Annotated in this window: 16 protein-coding genes; 11 read left to right on the top strand and 5 right to left on the bottom strand. The window is 68.0% G+C overall.

Features of this window, described 5'->3' with window-relative positions:
* The first annotated feature begins 7 nt into the window (after positions 1-7).
* The gene (locus ACLF3G_RS03125) at positions 8-355 is read left to right on the top strand and encodes a hypothetical protein (RefSeq protein WP_430667854.1); all 348 of its coding nucleotides are present in this window, start codon (positions 8-10) and stop codon (positions 353-355) included.
* A gap of 14 nt (positions 356-369) precedes the next feature.
* Here ACLF3G_RS03125 and ACLF3G_RS03130 read toward each other — a convergent pair whose 3' ends face one another.
* From ACLF3G_RS03130 to ACLF3G_RS03140, 3 genes are read right to left on the bottom strand one after another with little or no spacing between them, the layout of a single operon-like run.
* Positions 370-858 carry a RidA family protein gene (locus ACLF3G_RS03130; protein WP_430667855.1) on the bottom strand — a complete coding sequence of 163 codons (489 nt, stop codon included), beginning with the start codon at positions 856-858 and terminating at the stop codon, positions 370-372.
* Positions 855-1,247 carry a c-type cytochrome gene (locus ACLF3G_RS03135; protein ID WP_430667856.1) on the bottom strand — a complete coding sequence of 131 codons (393 nt, stop codon included), beginning with the start codon at positions 1,245-1,247 and terminating at the stop codon, positions 855-857. The genes ACLF3G_RS03130 and ACLF3G_RS03135 overlap by 4 nt, the downstream gene beginning before the upstream one ends.
* Before the next feature lie 4 nt (positions 1,248-1,251).
* The gene (locus tag ACLF3G_RS03140; RefSeq protein ID WP_430667857.1) at positions 1,252-2,865 is read right to left on the bottom strand and encodes an NAD(P)/FAD-dependent oxidoreductase; all 1,614 of its coding nucleotides are present in this window, start codon (positions 2,863-2,865) and stop codon (positions 1,252-1,254) included.
* Positions 2,866-3,258: 393 nt separating this feature from the next.
* Between ACLF3G_RS03140 and ACLF3G_RS03145 the strand changes: the two genes are divergently transcribed.
* Positions 3,259-4,881: an ABC-F family ATP-binding cassette domain-containing protein gene (locus ACLF3G_RS03145; RefSeq protein WP_430667858.1), complete on the top strand. Its 1,623-nt coding sequence runs from the start codon at positions 3,259-3,261 to the stop codon at positions 4,879-4,881.
* Between the two features lie 178 nt (positions 4,882-5,059).
* On the opposite strand, the gene katG is transcribed toward ACLF3G_RS03145, so the two are convergent.
* Positions 5,060-7,270: a catalase/peroxidase HPI gene (gene katG / locus ACLF3G_RS03150; RefSeq protein ID WP_430667859.1), complete on the bottom strand. Its 2,211-nt coding sequence runs from the start codon at positions 7,268-7,270 to the stop codon at positions 5,060-5,062.
* A 448-nt stretch (positions 7,271-7,718) separates the two neighbouring features.
* Between katG and ACLF3G_RS03155 the strand changes: the two genes are divergently transcribed.
* Entirely contained in the window at positions 7,719-8,993 is a 1,275-nt protein-coding gene (locus ACLF3G_RS03155; RefSeq protein WP_430667860.1) for a tyrosine-type recombinase/integrase, read from the top strand.
* On the opposite strand, the gene ACLF3G_RS03160 is transcribed toward ACLF3G_RS03155, so the two are convergent.
* Positions 8,990-9,628 carry a hypothetical protein gene (locus tag ACLF3G_RS03160; protein ID WP_430667861.1) on the bottom strand — a complete coding sequence of 213 codons (639 nt, stop codon included), beginning with the start codon at positions 9,626-9,628 and terminating at the stop codon, positions 8,990-8,992. The genes ACLF3G_RS03155 and ACLF3G_RS03160 overlap by 4 nt on opposite strands.
* A gap of 359 nt (positions 9,629-9,987) precedes the next feature.
* Here ACLF3G_RS03160 and ACLF3G_RS03165 point away from each other — a divergent pair, with 359 nt between their 5' ends.
* From ACLF3G_RS03165 to ACLF3G_RS03200, 8 genes are all read left to right on the top strand, one after another.
* Positions 9,988-10,296, top strand: a complete 309-nt coding sequence (locus ACLF3G_RS03165; protein ID WP_430667862.1) for a hypothetical protein — start codon at positions 9,988-9,990, stop codon at positions 10,294-10,296.
* Positions 10,293-10,658, top strand: coding sequence for a hypothetical protein (locus ACLF3G_RS03170; protein ID WP_430667863.1), 366 nt, complete (start codon positions 10,293-10,295; stop codon positions 10,656-10,658). Before ACLF3G_RS03165 ends, ACLF3G_RS03170 begins: the two co-directional genes overlap by 4 nt.
* Before the next feature lie 102 nt (positions 10,659-10,760).
* The gene (locus ACLF3G_RS03175; protein ID WP_430667864.1) at positions 10,761-11,516 is read left to right on the top strand and encodes a hypothetical protein; all 756 of its coding nucleotides are present in this window, start codon (positions 10,761-10,763) and stop codon (positions 11,514-11,516) included.
* A 74-nt stretch (positions 11,517-11,590) separates the two neighbouring features.
* Positions 11,591-11,791 carry an excisionase family DNA-binding protein gene (locus ACLF3G_RS03180; RefSeq protein WP_430667865.1) on the top strand — a complete coding sequence of 67 codons (201 nt, stop codon included), beginning with the start codon at positions 11,591-11,593 and terminating at the stop codon, positions 11,789-11,791.
* A 492-nt stretch (positions 11,792-12,283) separates the two neighbouring features.
* The gene (locus tag ACLF3G_RS03185; RefSeq protein ID WP_430667866.1) at positions 12,284-12,424 is read left to right on the top strand and encodes a hypothetical protein; all 141 of its coding nucleotides are present in this window, start codon (positions 12,284-12,286) and stop codon (positions 12,422-12,424) included.
* A complete protein-coding gene (locus ACLF3G_RS03190) occupies positions 12,421-12,834 on the top strand; it encodes a DnaB-like helicase N-terminal domain-containing protein (protein ID WP_430667867.1) in 414 nt (137 codons plus the stop codon). Before ACLF3G_RS03185 ends, ACLF3G_RS03190 begins: the two co-directional genes overlap by 4 nt.
* Positions 12,835-12,840: 6 nt before the next feature.
* Positions 12,841-13,818 (top strand): DUF7146 domain-containing protein, encoded by a 978-nt coding sequence (locus ACLF3G_RS03195; RefSeq protein WP_430667868.1) that lies wholly within the window; start codon positions 12,841-12,843, stop codon positions 13,816-13,818.
* Positions 13,818-14,966: an AAA family ATPase gene (locus ACLF3G_RS03200; protein WP_430667869.1), complete on the top strand. Its 1,149-nt coding sequence runs from the start codon at positions 13,818-13,820 to the stop codon at positions 14,964-14,966. Before ACLF3G_RS03195 ends, ACLF3G_RS03200 begins: the two co-directional genes overlap by 1 nt.
* Positions 14,967-15,034 lie beyond the last annotated feature (68 nt).

Below are 15,034 nucleotides of genomic sequence, written 5' to 3' on the forward strand. Positions count from 1 at the left end.
GATGACGATGCCGAATGCGAAGATGGTCCCGGCCCTGCTGATGGCCTCGGCGCTGGCCGCCGGTCCGGTGCTGGCGCAGACCGCGGTACCGGCGGACCCGCGCGACCGGACAACGCCGCAGGCCGAGCGTCCAGGGCCTGAGCAGCGCAGACCCGACCGCTCCGGTGGCGGGCCGACCGGCAATGACATCGTGGGAGAACGCGAGGGCGGTGGCGTGCCGCGGGGCGTGGTTCGGCCGCCGATGGACATCGACCCGGGCATCCAAGGCAGCGTACCGGTTCCGGCGCCCAACACCACGCCAGTGATCCCCCCGCCCGGCACGCCGGGGGGCGAGCCGGGCGTGGTGCCGCGCTGACCCTTGCTGCGGGGTCAGCGGCCGCGGACGGCGCTGACCTCGATTTCGACCAGCCAGCCCGGGTTCACCAGGCCGGCCACCTGCATGACGGAGCGGACCGGCAGGTTGGGCTGGGCCTGCGTGCCGAAATGCTCGCGATAGGCTTCCATGAAGCCGTCGAAATCCATGCGGCCGCCGCGGGACGGGTCGCCGACCAGGAACACCTGCATCCTCACCACGTCGCCCATGGTGAGGTCGAGGCGGCGCAGCGAGGATTCGATGCTGCGCAGCACGCCTGCGGTCTGCGCCCGGGTGTCGCCACCCCAGGCGGCCTGACTGGTGGCGGGGGCGTCACGATCGGCGCGTGGCGGCACGGCGCCGGAGAGGTGGACCATGGTCGTCCCTGCCGGGATCTCGACCGCCGCCGCGATGGGGAAATCCGAGTTCGGGATGCGGTGACGCGTGACCTCCTGCGCCAGGGTGGGGGTCGCGAGGAGGGTGGCGAGCAGGATGTAGCGCTTCATCGTAGGGCCTTGGCCTCCTCGGCGGTTACGGGTTCGCGGTAGTCGTTGCCGAAATGCGTGCGGATGTAGGTGACGACGTTCGCCACCTGCTCATCCGTCAGCATGCGGCCGAAGCCGGGCATGGCGCGCTGGCCCTGCACCACGAGGGTCAGCGGGTAGCCGGCGGCTTCGAGGTTCGGGTTGTTCGCCAATGCCGGGTAGGCGGCGGCACCCTCCGCGCCCTGTCCCTGCGGCATGTGGCAGGACTGGCAGACCTCGCGGTACACCCCCTCCCCGTCCGTCGACTGCACGGTCGGGGTGGCGGCGAAGGGCGAGCCGCGGGATTGCGCGAGCGCGGCGGCGGGGACGGCGAGTGCGGCGAGCAGCAGGACAGCCTTGGTCGGGTTCATCGCATCAGCCTCCCACCACGCGCCGGTGCAGGCGCTGGATCGCGTCGTAGGCGGACAGCACCGCGCCTTCCTGCCAGGCCGGAAGGTAGGAGGCGTGTTCACCCGCCAGGACCAGGCGGTTGTCGATGGCGCAGAGGTTGTCGTAGTGCTGCGCGCGCTTTGCCTCGGTCCAGGTGCCGGCGCAGCCCAGCGTCCAGGGCACGCGGTGCCAGGCGACGGAGACACCGGTCTCGAATTCGTCGCGGTATTTCTGGCCGTGGATCTGGCTGCCCCAGTCCAGGCTGTGCCGGATGCGGTCCGAGGGCGACATGGCCGAAAGCTGGTAGGCGTAAACGCCGCCATAGGGATAGGCCGCGAGCAGCACGCCCTTGCCGGGGGACATGAAGCCGGTGGAGGGATAGGAGATCAGCGAATTCGGCAGGTCGGTATAGGAGATGCCGCCGAAGATCTGCTCATCCTGTTCCCAGAAGCGTCGCTTGAACTGCAAGCCGACCTTGGCGGAGGCGTCATAGGGAATGGCATCGATGGCGGCCTGCATGGGTCCGCCGACATCCATCTCGATCTGGCTGAGGATGGTCAGCGGCAGGGTGCAGACGCACCAGTCGGCGGTGGTCTCCACCGGGTTGCCGCCCTGCGCGGCATCGACGTGCAGCACGCGCACGCCGGCATCGGATTGCCGGATCTCGGTGACTTTGCGGCCGAAGCGGACGATTTCCGGCCCGAGTTCGCGGAACAGCGCCTGGGCGATGGCGTCCATGCCGCCGGCCGGCTGGAACATCGTGGTCTGGAATTCGTAGAGCATCCCGTTGGCCAGGTAGCGCCACATGCCGGACCGCATCAGCTCGCTCATCGGCAAGGGCTGGGAGGGCTCGGGGCGGGCGCTCAATCCGCCGCCCGGATCCTTGGCGAAGCCGCGGCGGTCGCTGGCCGCGAGGTTGGCGTTGTAGCGGTAGTCCGCATCCAATGCGCCCCAGCGGCGCAGCGCGGCAAGCAGCGCTTCCTTGTCCTCCCGCGTCACCTCGGCATCCAGCTTGTCCTGCTGCGTCGCCTTGGCAAGCAGTTCGCTGGTCTGGCCGATGAAGTCCGCCTGGATCTCGCGGTAGCGCTTCGGCTTGCCCCCGAAGCTGCGCGAGTTGTGGATCCAGGCGTTGTGGTTGACCTGGACGAAGGGCTCCAGCGCCACGTTGTGGCGGCGGCACAGCTCCAGCACAGCATGGTGGTTGTAGGGGATGCGCCAGGGGCCGGGGTTGAGGTACTGGCCGCGGTCGAACTCGCAACGCTGCGTCTCGCCGCCGAGCTCGGTGTAGGTGTCGCCGCCGCGCAGGGTCCAGCAACGGCCGCCGGCGCGGTTCTGGTATTCCAGGAGCTGCACCTGGTAGCCGGCCTTGCGGAGTTCGATGGCGGCGACCATGCCGGCCAGGCCAGCGCCGAGGACTAGAACCTTGGCGCCGCGCGCATCGCCATCCAGGCGCGGAGCGCCGCGATGGGGTGATTCCTGGGCGTGGCCCAGGTTGGTCATGGCCTCGTACATCACGGCGCTGCCGGCGACGGCGCCGATCATTGCCAGCAGCTCGCGCCGACTGCGCGGTCCCTGCTCGTCCGTGTCCTGGTCCGGCATCTTTGTGCCCCTTCCCCCAAAGTTACTGAGGGCGAGAACGCCGCCGAGGCCGGTCGGCGGCGTGCTCAAGGGCGTTTGATGTGGCGCCGCCTAGTGGCCGCCGTGCTCGACCGCCGGACCGGGCGGAGCCTTGCCGGGGTCCTTCGGCGTTTCGGCAGGCTGCTGGGGGGTGGGGTGCACGGCAGGGCCGACTGGGGCGGGGCCGGGGTCCGGCTTGCGATCCGGCTTGGCTGGGCCGGGTTCCTGGGTGGCGGGGGATGACATGGCGCTGTCCTTTCGATCGATCGAAACCGGAAGCATCACAACGCAAGGCAGCGCCGCGGGTTCGCGCGCGGACAGAGCGGGCGGCGCATGCCATAAGCCGGCCACACCGCATGCAGCCCTGGGTTCCTCATGATCAGACTCGACAACATCAGCAAGCAGAACGGCCAGCAGCTCGTCTTCGTGGAGGCCTCCGCGGCGCTCCAGCGCGGCGAGAAGATCGGGCTGGTGGGGCCGAACGGGGCGGGCAAGACCACGCTGTTCCGCATGATCACCGGGCAGGAGCCGCCGGATGAGGGGATCGTGCTGGTCGATCGCGGCGTCAGCATCGGCTTCTTCAGCCAGGATGTCGGAGAGATGTCGGGGCGCAGCGCGGTGGCAGAGGTGATGGATGGCGCCGGCGCCGTCAGCACCGTGGCGGCGGAGCTGTCCAAGCTGGAAGCGGCGATGGCGGACCCTGACCAGGCCGACGACCTCGACCGCATCATCGAGCGATTCGGCGAGGTGCAGGCGCGGTTCGAGGAGCTTGATGGCTACGCGCTGGATGGGCGGGCGCGGGAGGTGCTGGCCGGGCTCAGCTTCAGCCAGGAGATGATGGACGGCGATGTCGGCGCGCTGTCCGGCGGCTGGAAGATGCGCGTCGCGCTGGCACGCATCCTGCTGATGCGACCCGACGTGATGCTGCTGGACGAGCCGAGCAACCACCTGGACCTGGAGAGCCTGATCTGGCTGGAGAATTTCCTGACGGGCTATGACGGCGCGCTGTTGATGACCTCGCACGACCGCGAATTCATGAAGCGCATCGTCAACAAGATCATCGAGATCGATGGCGGCACGCTGACCGCCTATTCCGGCGGCTACGAATTCTACGAACAGCAGCGCGCGATGGCCGACAAGCAGCAGCAGGCGCAGTTCGAACGGCAGCAGGCGATGCTGGCGAAGGAGATCAACTTCATCGAGCGCTTCAAGGCGCGCGCCAGCCACGCGGCGCAGGTGCAGAGCCGTGTAAAGAAGCTGGAGAAGATCGACCGCGTGGAGCCGCCGAAGCGGCGGCAGACCGTGATGTTCGACCTGCCACCGGCGCCGCGGTCCGGCGACGACGTGGCAAAGCTGCAGGGTGTGCACAAGCGCTACGGGCAGCGCGTGATCTATGAGGGACTCGACCTGCTGGTGCGGCGGCGGGAGCGCTGCTGTGTCATGGGCATCAACGGCGCGGGCAAATCCACGCTGCTGAAGCTGGTAACCGGATCCACGGAGCCGGATGCGGGAACGGTAACCCTGGGGGGCAGCGTGAAACTCGGCTATTTCGCGCAGCACGCCATGGACCTGCTGGATGGCGAGCGGACCGTGTTCCAGTCGCTGGAGGATGCGTTCCCGCGCGCGGGTCAGGGCGCGCTGCGGTCGCTGGCCGGCTGCTTCGGCTTCTCGGGGGATGAAGTGGAGAAGCGCTGCCGCGTGCTGTCAGGCGGTGAGAAGGCACGGCTGGTGATGGCGACGATGCTGTTCGACCCGCCGAACTTCCTGGTGCTGGACGAACCGACCAATCACCTCGACATGGCGACGAAGGAGATGCTGATCGGAGCGCTCTCGCAGTTCGAGGGGACGATGCTGTTCGTCTCGCACGATCGGCATTTTCTGGCGGCACTGTCGAACCGGGTGCTGGAGCTGACGCCGGAGGGCCTGCACCAGTATGATGGCGGGTACACGGAGTATGTGGCGCGGACGGGGCAGGAGGCGCCCGGCTTGCACGCCTGACGCCCGAGAAGCCCTCTCCCCCGCTGGGGGGGGATTGCATGAGGGGGCCCGTGACACCCGCATACGCTCACCGAAAGACGTTCCAGGCAGTGCTGCCTGGCCGGCTGGGCTGCCGGCCTGGCAGGCCCCCCCTCACCCCGACCCTCTCCCCCCAGAGTGGGGGGAGAGGGAGAAGGCGTTACGCCAGGTCGAAGCGGTCGAGGTTCATGACCTTGGTCCAGGCGGCGACGAAGTCCTTCACGAACTTCGCCTCGGCGCCGTTGCTGGCATAGACCTCGGCCAGCGCGCGGAGCTGGGAGTTGGAGCCGAACACCAGGTCGACGCGGGTGCCGGTCCACTTCACCGCGCCGGTCTTGCGGTCACGGCCTTCGAAGACGTCCGCCGCGTCGCTGGCGGGGCTCCAGGCGGTGCCCATGTCCAGCAGGTTGACGAAGAAGTCGTTCGTCAGCGTGTCCATCCGCTGGGTGAAGACGCCGTGGCGCGACCCGGCGACGTTGGCGTTCAGCGAACGCATGCCGCCGATGAGGACCGTCATCTCCGGCGCCGTCAGCGTCAGGAGCTGGGCGCGATCGACCAGCAGTTCCTCCGCCGAGACGCTGTAGTTGGTCTTCAGGTAGTTGCGGAACCCATCCGCCGTCGGCTCCAGCACGCCGAAGCTGTCGACATCCGTCTGCTCCTGCGACGCGTCGGTGCGGCCCGGGGTGAAGGGCACCTGCACGTCCTGGCCGGCATTATGTGCCGCCTTCTCCACCGCGGCGCAGCCGGCGAGCACGATGAGGTCGGCGATCGAGACCTGCTTGCCGCCGGGCTGGGCAGCGTTGAAGGACTTCTGGATGTCCTCCAGCGTGGCGAGCACGGTGGCGAGCTGCGCGGGCTCGTTCACCTCCCAGTCTTTCTGCGGCGCCAGGCGGATGCGCGCGCCATTGGCGCCGCCGCGCTTGTCGGAGCCGCGATAGGTGGAGGCGGAGGCCCAGGCGGTGGCGACCAGCTGTGGGATCGACAGGCCGGAGGCGAGGATGCGCGACTTCAGCGCGGCAATGTCCTGCGCATCGACCAGCGGATGCGTCACCGGCGGGACCGGGTCCTGCCAGATCAGTTCCTCGGACGGGACGAGCGGGCCGAGGTAGCGGGCGGGCGGGCCCATGTCGCGATGCGTCAGCTTGTACCAGGCGCGCGCGAAGGCATCGGCGAACTGGTCGGGGTTCGCGTGGAAGCGCTTCGAAATCTCCAGGTAGGCCGGGTCCGTCTTCAGCGCCATGTCGGCCGTCGTCATCATCGGCGCGTGGCGCTTCGACGGGTCATGCGCGTCCGGCACGGTGCCGGCGGCTTCCGGGTTCACCGGGGTCCACTGCCATGCGCCGGCAGGGCTCTTGGTCAGCTCCCACTCGTAGTTCAGCAGGTTGTCGAAGTAGCCGTTGTCCCACTTGATCGGATTGTTGGTCCAGGCGCCCTCGATGCCGCTGGTGATGGTGTGGACGCCCTTGCCGGTGCCGAAGGCGTTCTTCCAGCCGAGGCCCTGTTCCTCGATGCTCGCACCCTCGGGTTCCCGGCCGACCAGCGCGGCGTCGCCAGCGCCGTGGCACTTGCCGAAGGTGTGGCCGCCGGCGGCGAGCGCCACCGTTTCCTCGTCGTTCATCGCCATGCGCGCGAAGGTCTCGCGGATGTCACGGGCGGAGGCCATGGGGTCTGGCTGGCCGTTCGGGCCTTCCGGGTTCACGTAGATCAGGCCCATCTGCACGGCGGCCAGCGGGCTCTCGAGCGAGCGGTCACCGGTGTAGCGCTTGTCGCCCAGCCAGGTGTCCTCGTTGCCCCAGTAGATGTCTTCTTCCGGCTCCCAGATGTCGGCGCGGCCGCCGCCGAAGCCGAAGGTCTTGAAGCCCATGGATTCGAGCGCGCAGTTGCCGGTGAGGACCATGAGGTCGGCCCAGGACAGCGCATCGCCGTATTTCTGCTTGATCGGCCACAGCAGGCGGCGCGCCTTGTCCAGGTTGCCGTTGTCCGGCCAGCTGTTCAGGGGGGCGAAGCGAAGCGTGCCGGAGGAAGCGCCGCCACGGCCATCGCCGGTGCGGTAGGTGCCGGCGCTATGCCAGGCCATGCGGATGAAGAAGGGGCCGTAATGGCCGTAGTCGGCCGGCCACCACTCCTGACTGTCCGTCATCAGCGCGTAGAGGTCCTGGCGCACCGCCTCCAGGTCCAGCGTCTTGAACTTCTCGGCGTAGTTGAAGGCCGGACCCATCGGGTCTGACAGGGCGGAGTTCTGATGCAGGATGCGGAGGTTGAGCTGGTTCGGCCACCAGTCGCGGTTGGACCGGCCGGCGAAGGTCGCATTCTTCGGGGCGCCATGCATCACCGGGCACTTGCCGGCAATCGGGCCGCTGTTTCCGTCCATTTTCTTGACCTTTCCTGGCGTCGTGGCGCTGGCCAATGATGCGGGCCGGCGCCTGGGAAGTGGCATGACCCCGCAATGAGGGGCGGCTGGGGCATGATCCCTCAGCCATCACGCCTTTGGTAGCCAATTTGACAGGAAAGGGAATGACCAAGAATCGAACGAGACGATTGATAACGTCTATCACAGCCCACGAGGCGCGCGTGGGCGCTACTTGAACCGACGGATGATCAGGCGTGGAGGAGGGGAAGGGATTCGAAGAACCGTTCATCGCCATCCCGGAACGTCCAAAAGATCCCGGGAATCCTAGCGCATTAGAGGGTCGGTCGTTCAGCGTCGTCCCTGGACGTTCAGGGCAAATCAGGTACGCTGCGGGGGTTGGCGCGGAGGTTGGCGCGCGATTCTTCTTTGTGGGTTGGGCGGACCGATGGCGCGACAAGCAGCAGGAAGATTGTCGGCACGTGGCGTCGAGGCGCTGAGCAAGCCGGGCCGGTATCCGGACGGCGACGGCCTGTACCTGCAGATCTCGCCCGCCGGCGGCAAGGCCTGGATCTTCCGCTACTCCATGGCCGGCCTGGTCACTGCCACAGGGAAGCGCGGCGAGCGCCAGATGGGTCTAGGCTCCTATGGCGACCGTCCGCCGAAGGTGACCCTCGCCGAGGCCCGACGGAAGACCGCTGCGGCCGCTACCCTGCTGCGGGATGGGCATGACCCCATGGAGGCGCGGGAGGCCAGCAGAGCCGCCACCTCCGCGGCCCGCGCCAGGGCCGCCGGTAGCACCTTTCAGGCTGTGGCAGAGCGGTACATGGACACGCACCTTCAGGGCCTGGCCAACCCGAAGCACCGGGCGCAGTGGCGCGCCACGCTTGCGACCTACGCATACCCGACCTTGGGCCCGCGGCCGATCGCCGCCGTCACCCGCATGGAGGTGGCCGACGCGGTGCGGCCGATTTGGAACACCAAGCGCGAGACGGCGCAGCGGGTGGTGCAGCGCATGGATCGCATCTTCCGCTACGCCAAAGCCGCAGGGCTGCGGGAGGGCGACAACCCCGCCTCCATGCGGGAGGGCCTGTCCGCGCTGCTGACGGCCGGCGCGCCTGGCGGCGTCCGAAGCAAGCGCCACCACCCTGCGCTGCCCTGGCAGCAGGTTCCCGCCTTCCTGGTGCATCTGCGGACGAAGCCCGGGCTGGCGGCGCGGGCACTGGAGCTTGCCATCCTCACCGCGGCCCGCACCGGCGAAGTCATCGGCGCGCGGTGGCGGGAGGTGGATCTGGAGGGCGCAACGTGGACCGTGCCCGGCGAGCGCATGAAGGCTCGTCGTCCACACCGCAAGCCGCTGCCTGCCACCGCCATGGTGCTGCTGGAGGCGCTCGCGGCCGCAGGCCGAGCCGGCGACGCGTTCCTGTTCCCCGGGCCGAAGCCCGGCTGCTCGCTATCCAACATGGCGATGGCGATGCTGCTGCGGGGCATGTGTGAGGCGCCGGAGGGGCAGCCGCCGCGGTGGCGTGATGCGGCCGGCCAGGCCATCACCCCGCATGGCTTCCGCAGCAGCTTCCGCGACTGGGCCGGCGAGACAGGCCAGCCGGTGGACCTGGCGGAGGCCGCGCTGGCGCATGTGGTCGGGAACAAGACCGAGGCCGCCTATGCGCGCAGCGACCTGTTCGAGCGGCGGCGCACGCTGATGGCGGCCTGGGAGGCTTGGTGCAACTCGCCCGGCAGAACCTAACTTTTTGTTTTCTTCTGGCGACCGGCTCGATCTGTGCCAGAGCGAGGCGCCGGAAGCTTCGGGGCTGGCAGTGGCAGCTTAGCTACTGGCGGTGGCGCTGCATCGGGCCTTGGATTGGGATCGAAAGCTGTAACCAGCAGCGCAGTCTGTATTTGCTTAGCTATCGCCGCTGGATCCGAATACCCGTTAATCTCGCCCGAAAAGGCGTTGTCCTTCATCGCAAACTTTACGCCTCGTCTCTCCTTGGCCTTTATCCACGCAATTAGAACCCCAGCAGCGGCGTTGATAAACGCGACGCCAATCAGGATCATCGTGCCTGACGCCTGGGGGAGCCCAGGCGACGGTTGCAAAACCGAATATGCAACGCCCGCTTCGTCAAGGCCTCTCATAAAATCGGCAGTGCCCGAACCGAGAAGCGCGAAGCGAACTGCTTCAGGCTGCGCCTCTTCCCCGGCTGTTTCGGATTGCACCTCTTCCTCCGCCATCTCCGCCACCCGAAGACCGACCTGGAGTAAGTGGCGGACAGCCTGCGCGCGAGTGGGGATCCGCCGAGAAAACCGGTACTCGTCGATCGCGGCCAGCTCGCCCTGCGAAATCATCAAGGGAAGCCGCAGGTTTTTCGGTTCGTCGTTCATCGCGAACAAATAGCACAATCGGCGTAGCTTGCACAACTGCTCTTGACGGGCAGCGAGGTATAACACAAGTTGTGCGACTTGCACAAGCAAGCGGCTGGACAAGGCGTTCGAAGCACCTTGCCCAGCCTGACCACAACCCGAGCCCAGCGGAGCGCGGACCATGGCTGTTCCTAAGCATACCACTCCCCTGCCTTCCAGAAGAAGACCGCCGACCACCGCGGACGCTGCCGTCACGGCGCAGGTGACCAGTGCACCGGCAGCACCGAACCTGCCACGGCACCTCCTGCTGGCCTTGAGCCGGATGAAGCACCCGACATCACCAGCGCCGGTCCTCTGCCCCCGTTACCGAGGGTCCAGCCATGATGAGTAAGGAAGACCACGCCGCCCGCGCGGCGCGACCCGCGCTTAACCTGGCCGACCTGGAACCGCTGCTGCTCGCCCTATGCGCCAGCGCCACCGTGCTAGGCATGACGGCAATGTCGGCGGCCGACGAAGAAGTCAGCGTTGGACAGCACAAGGGGATCGAGTGGCTTACCGGCCACGTCGACGCCCGGGCTGAAGACGTGCGGGCGTTCACTGCGAGTGCTCCGCCGCGCTGGTTGACGTGGAACGACGAAGTAGAGTGCATGGCGGTGCTGGAGCGCTTCGCGCCGGAGGCGCGGGAATGACCCGCATGTCCCGCCGCGGCGCCCTGGGCGGCCTCGGCGCGCGCTTCGGGACGCTTCCGCACCCGGACGCGGACCTGATCCACTGGTGCGACGCCTACCTCCTCGCGGCCGAAACCTACAACACGGCTCCGGGGGACGACGAAGACGATCGCCTTTGGAATGCCGTGATGCGGGCGGGGGCGGAGGTGGACGCCCGGCCTCCGCGCACGCTGGCGGGGCTGGTGGCCATGGCCGAGGTTGCGCTCGAATTGGCAGGCCAGGAGCCGGAGGAACGGACCGATTGGAGCAGCTCGCCTGCCGGCAGCTGGGCTCGGGACGTGACACTGCACCTGCTGCGCCTGTCGCGGGAGGGCGCAGTATGACCCCGGAGAAAAGGCTGCTGGCCATCTCCGACCTGGCGGTTCGAGACCGCGCCGGGATCGTGGTATGCTCCAGGACGACGGGGGCCGGGATGGCCATCCCGCGTGCGCGCGCCTCCGCAGCTCGCCGCCCCGGTCGCCTATCACGCGGACTGCCTGGCGGAGGCGCAGATGGACGACCCCGAGTTCGACCTGACGGGCTTGCGCGAGGTCCACAACGTCAAGCCGGGACCGCCGCCGTCTCCCACCGCACAGGCCGAACTGATCAAGGCACTGTTGCAAGCGCAGTCGATGAGCAAAACCGAGATGGCGATGTCCGAGGTCCAGCGCGAACAACACGTCGCAACGGCCGCGCTTGTCGCGGTGTGCGAGTTTCTCCACAGCATGCCGCAGGTCTCGAGCAGGGGCCTGCACTTGCCACTCTTTCGGCTGGCGCAGGCGCTGGGCGATCTGACGAATGGAAGACAGCCTCAACTGCTGACGGCCGTACCAATCGGAAAAGGCCGCCCCCGGCAAAGCATTGCGGAAGACTGGTTAGTGGCCGCCGCGGCGTTGGCAGTGGAGGAACTGCTCGCGACAAATATCAGCAGACCCCAGGCTGCGCAGAAGGTCGGGCAAGCGATCGCCGCCGCAGGCCTGCTGCCGAAAACACAGAAAGAACGCTCACCGGCGGTAGCTGCCCTCGGCTGGCGGGACAGACTAAGAGAAGGACCTGGGGGGTCTGCGCCAGCCGGCGCTCTCGCTATCTGGGAGTATCATCGGCAGGGCCTCGGGCAGGCAGAGCTTGGATCTACACCTGCCGACCGCGCCGCGCGCCTGATCAACATGATCCGCAAAGCCACGCCGCTGCGCTGGCGCTAATTCTGACTAACCCCCCCGCTTACTCCGAACGAGGGTACATTAGGTCCGTCCTGAACCTTGCAGGACGCATCAACATGCGCACTCACGCTGAAAAGCTCGCCTTCACCATCCAGGAGGCGTCGGACTCCACCGGCATCGGCCGCACGCGGATCTTCGCGCTGATCAAGGACGGGCGCCTCGACGCCCGCAAGTTCGGCCGCCGCACGCTGATCACGGCGACGTCGCTGCGCTCGCTGGTCGCGGCGCTGCCGCGCTCCTCGAAGAACGCCGCCTAGACAGAAGCAGCCGACCGCGGGAGACCCGGGCCGGCTGCGGAGACTGCGCTACTATACTGGCGACGACTGAACACCGCCAGTGTAGCGCATCACCCGCCGCTTTTCCAGTCCCTCGCGACCCTCAACGAGGAAATCGCGATGCACCACCGCACTCCACCGCCGCCGCTGCCGATCGGCCAGTGCGGCACTCTTCGCAACCTGCGCAGCTTGCTGGAACAGGCTGCCGACGCGCGCCGCGATGGTGACGCCGGCGCCGCTGACTTGCTCGAAGGATGCCTTGATCGCGCTGCGCCCCGGCCTGCAGGCGGCGCATCGCGGCTACACGCCCTCGCTCACCGGGAGGGCCTCGCATGAACGATGACGAGGACGACCGCAGGTTCAACACCCTTTTCGGCTGCAGGCTTTACACGATCAGGGCCAAGTCCGGCGCCATCACCTACGTGGGGCGCCTCGGGTTTCTGAGCGTGTGGGTTGTCCCTTGGGAAGATCCGGATGGCCCCGGGCAAGCACACGCACTCCCTGCGCGTTCGGCAGCACCGCCAGTTCTGGCAGGAGCCGGAAGGCATGGTCGACACCGACTTCCACGGCGCGAAGGCGCAACCCTTCGCCACGTTGAAGGAGGAATCAGAATGAACATCAACAGTTTCCCGTTCGAGGCTTGGCCGAACCCGAGCCTTCCGCCCGCGGATCTGATGGCCGAACAAGTTGTGCTCGGCGCGCTGCTGGCGTTCAGCATCCCGCGCAGCGCGACGGCAACGCTGCGCCCCAAGCACTTCGCAGATACCGTCCACGGCGCGATCTTCAAGGCCATCAGCGAGGCCCCCGAATGGACGCCCCACGGCAACCGGACCTGGTTGCAACGGCACTTGCAGAAGTCCGGCGCGCTCGAAGACGTCGGCGGCTCGACCTACCTCGACCAGCTCAGCGCCGCGGCCGGGTCCGACCTTCAGGTGCCGGCCGCCGTCGCATCAATCCTCCAGACCTACCGGCGCCGCGTGGTGCTCGAAATCGCCGAGCGGCTCACCGCCCTCGCGCGGGAATGAGCCATCATGGGCAGCGCCTGGAACATCGCTGAAATCAACCTCGCGCTCGCCGATCGCATGCGCGAGCTTGCCCGCGACCTCATCGGCACCGACGCCACCACTAAGGGCCGTGACGAATTGCGCTTCGGTAGGCGGGGGTCGCTGTCGATCGAGGTGGCCGGGCCGAAGCGCGGTTCTTGGTATGACCACGAAGCCGCGTTGGGTGGCGATCCCCTCGGCCTGGTGGCGCATCTGAACCGCACGTCGATGCGCGACGCCTACACCTGGGCGCAGGGCTGGTTGGGGCAGGACCACGGGGCTGCGTACCGCCAGGATGCGCGGCGGCCTGTAGAGGCTTCTGAGGCGCCACCAGACCCCGACGCACGGAAGCGGTGGAGCCTGAAGACCGCGCAGGCGCTATGGCACGAGGCGGGAGACGCGACGGACACTCCCATCGAGGCCTATCTGGGCACGCGCGGCCTGACGCTACCGCATGACGCGCCACTGCGCTTCCACCCCCGCGCTTGGCGCGCCAACAGGAACGGCCCGGCCGGTCCCGCCATGGTAGCGCAGATGACCGTGCCGGAAACCAGCGAGCCCTGCGGCGTCCATGTCACCTACCTGCGCCCCGATGGACTGGGAAAGGCTGACGGCGAAGACCAGAAGGTCATGCTCGGCCATGTCGGCGTCATCCGACTTGTGCCGGATGAGGACGTGACGCACGGCCTCGGCCTGGCGGAGGGCATCGAGACCGCGCTGGCCGTGATGCAGCAAGGCGGCTGGAGGCCGGTGTGGGCGGCGACGTCAGCCGGTGCTGTACGCCGCTTCCCTGTTCTGCTCGGCATCGAGACCTTGACCTTGTTCGCCGACACGGACGGGCCCGGCTTGGCAGCAGCGCGAGAGTGCGGCCAGCGCTGGGCTGCGGCTGGACGTGACGCGCGGTTGCTGGCCCCGCCCGCTGGGGATTGGCACGACGCGTTGAGCCTGGGCGGGGAGGCGGCGTGATGGACTACGGCGCCGACCCCGACACAGTCTTCAGGAACGCCGGCGCCCACGAGGAACACTTCGCGCCGCCACCGCCTCGGCGCGGCAAGCCATATGGGCGGCTGCGGCTCCTGACCATCGCGGACGCCGAGGCCGCGCCGCCGCGCCGCTACCTGCTGAAGGGCTTGATCGCACCCGGCGAGCTGTCCTTGTGGTGGGGTCCGCCGAAGTGCGGGAAGTCCTTCCTGAAACTCCGGCTGGCCTACGGCCTGGCGCTTGGCGTCGGTATGTGGGGGCGAAAGGCGAAGCCCTGTCGCGTGCTGTACGTCGCGGCCGAGGGCGAGGGCGGGTTCGCAGCCCGGCTACTGGCCCTGCGCGACGCGATGGGAAATGCCGGCGACGCCTTCCAATACGTCGCGCAGTCCACCGTCATCGGCCCGCCGGCAGGTGATCTGTCCGCCGTCATTGCCGCGGCTATCGACATGCGCGCCGACATCATTGTGTTCGATACCGTGGCCCGGACTTTCGGCGACGGCGACGAGAACACCGCTCAGGACATGGGCGGATACGTCGCCAGCGTCGACCGAGTCCGCGCAGAGACCGGAGCGCATGTGGCCGTGATCCACCACGGCACGAAGCAAGGCGACACGTCGCGCGGATCCGGCGCGATGGTCGGGGCCGCGGACCTCATCGTGAAGGTGAGCAAGGGCGTCGACGGCGAGCCAAGCGTCGCCAAGGTGGAGGCGGCCAAGGACGACACGGACGGCGCAGAACTGCCTTTCCGCCTTCGGGTGGTCGACCTCGGCCTGGACGATGATGACGACCCGCGGACCACCTGTGTCGCAGAGGAAGTGGATGGCAGGATCCAGCGCAGGAAGCCTCTGACCGAGAGCACAAAGCAGGCCCTCGCCGCTCTGGCGAACATTATCCTGACCGAAGGCAAGCCGCTGCCGGTTGGCCCGCTGATGCCGCTCAACGCGATGGGGGTCGAGGAAGGACAGTGGCGGGCCGAGTGCGAGGCCCGGCGACTGTCCCTCGCCGAGAAGGAGAAGGACCGGGACCGCGTGTTCCGCCGCGCGGCAAAGGATCTGCGCGACGCAGGCGAAGTGGCCATGCGCGAGGGGTGGGTTTGGCTGCTTCGGCCGGGACAGGCGCAAGTCAATGCGTAAGCGGCACGGACAAGGCGCGGACAGAGGTTTCTCTAGGGCGGACAGACGCGGACGGACTGCGGACATGT

This window comes from Falsiroseomonas sp. HC035 (assembly GCF_050563525.1).
Taxonomy (GTDB): domain Bacteria; phylum Pseudomonadota; class Alphaproteobacteria; order Acetobacterales; family Acetobacteraceae; genus Falsiroseomonas.

Excerpts from the sequence above, each read along its gene's own strand:
- ACLF3G_RS03125 (WP_430667854.1), top strand. The coding sequence starts at position 8 with ATGCCGAATGCGAAGATGGTCCCGGCCCTGCTGATGGCCTCGGCGCTG.
- ACLF3G_RS03130 (WP_430667855.1), bottom strand. The coding sequence starts at position 858 with ATGAAGCGCTACATCCTGCTCGCCACCCTCCTCGCGACCCCCACCCTG.
- ACLF3G_RS03135 (WP_430667856.1), bottom strand. The coding sequence starts at position 1,247 with ATGAACCCGACCAAGGCTGTCCTGCTGCTCGCCGCACTCGCCGTCCCC.
- ACLF3G_RS03140 (WP_430667857.1), bottom strand. The coding sequence starts at position 2,865 with ATGCCGGACCAGGACACGGACGAGCAGGGACCGCGCAGTCGGCGCGAG.
- ACLF3G_RS03145 (WP_430667858.1), top strand. The coding sequence starts at position 3,259 with ATGATCAGACTCGACAACATCAGCAAGCAGAACGGCCAGCAGCTCGTC.
- katG (WP_430667859.1), bottom strand. The coding sequence starts at position 7,270 with ATGGACGGAAACAGCGGCCCGATTGCCGGCAAGTGCCCGGTGATGCAT.
- ACLF3G_RS03160 (WP_430667861.1), bottom strand. The coding sequence starts at position 9,628 with ATGAACGACGAACCGAAAAACCTGCGGCTTCCCTTGATGATTTCGCAG.
- ACLF3G_RS03165 (WP_430667862.1), top strand. The coding sequence starts at position 9,988 with ATGATGAGTAAGGAAGACCACGCCGCCCGCGCGGCGCGACCCGCGCTT.
- ACLF3G_RS03170 (WP_430667863.1), top strand. The coding sequence starts at position 10,293 with ATGACCCGCATGTCCCGCCGCGGCGCCCTGGGCGGCCTCGGCGCGCGC.
- ACLF3G_RS03180 (WP_430667865.1), top strand. The coding sequence starts at position 11,591 with ATGCGCACTCACGCTGAAAAGCTCGCCTTCACCATCCAGGAGGCGTCG.
- ACLF3G_RS03185 (WP_430667866.1), top strand. The coding sequence starts at position 12,284 with ATGGCCCCGGGCAAGCACACGCACTCCCTGCGCGTTCGGCAGCACCGC.
- ACLF3G_RS03190 (WP_430667867.1), top strand. The coding sequence starts at position 12,421 with ATGAACATCAACAGTTTCCCGTTCGAGGCTTGGCCGAACCCGAGCCTT.
- ACLF3G_RS03195 (WP_430667868.1), top strand. The coding sequence starts at position 12,841 with ATGGGCAGCGCCTGGAACATCGCTGAAATCAACCTCGCGCTCGCCGAT.
- ACLF3G_RS03200 (WP_430667869.1), top strand. The coding sequence starts at position 13,818 with ATGGACTACGGCGCCGACCCCGACACAGTCTTCAGGAACGCCGGCGCC.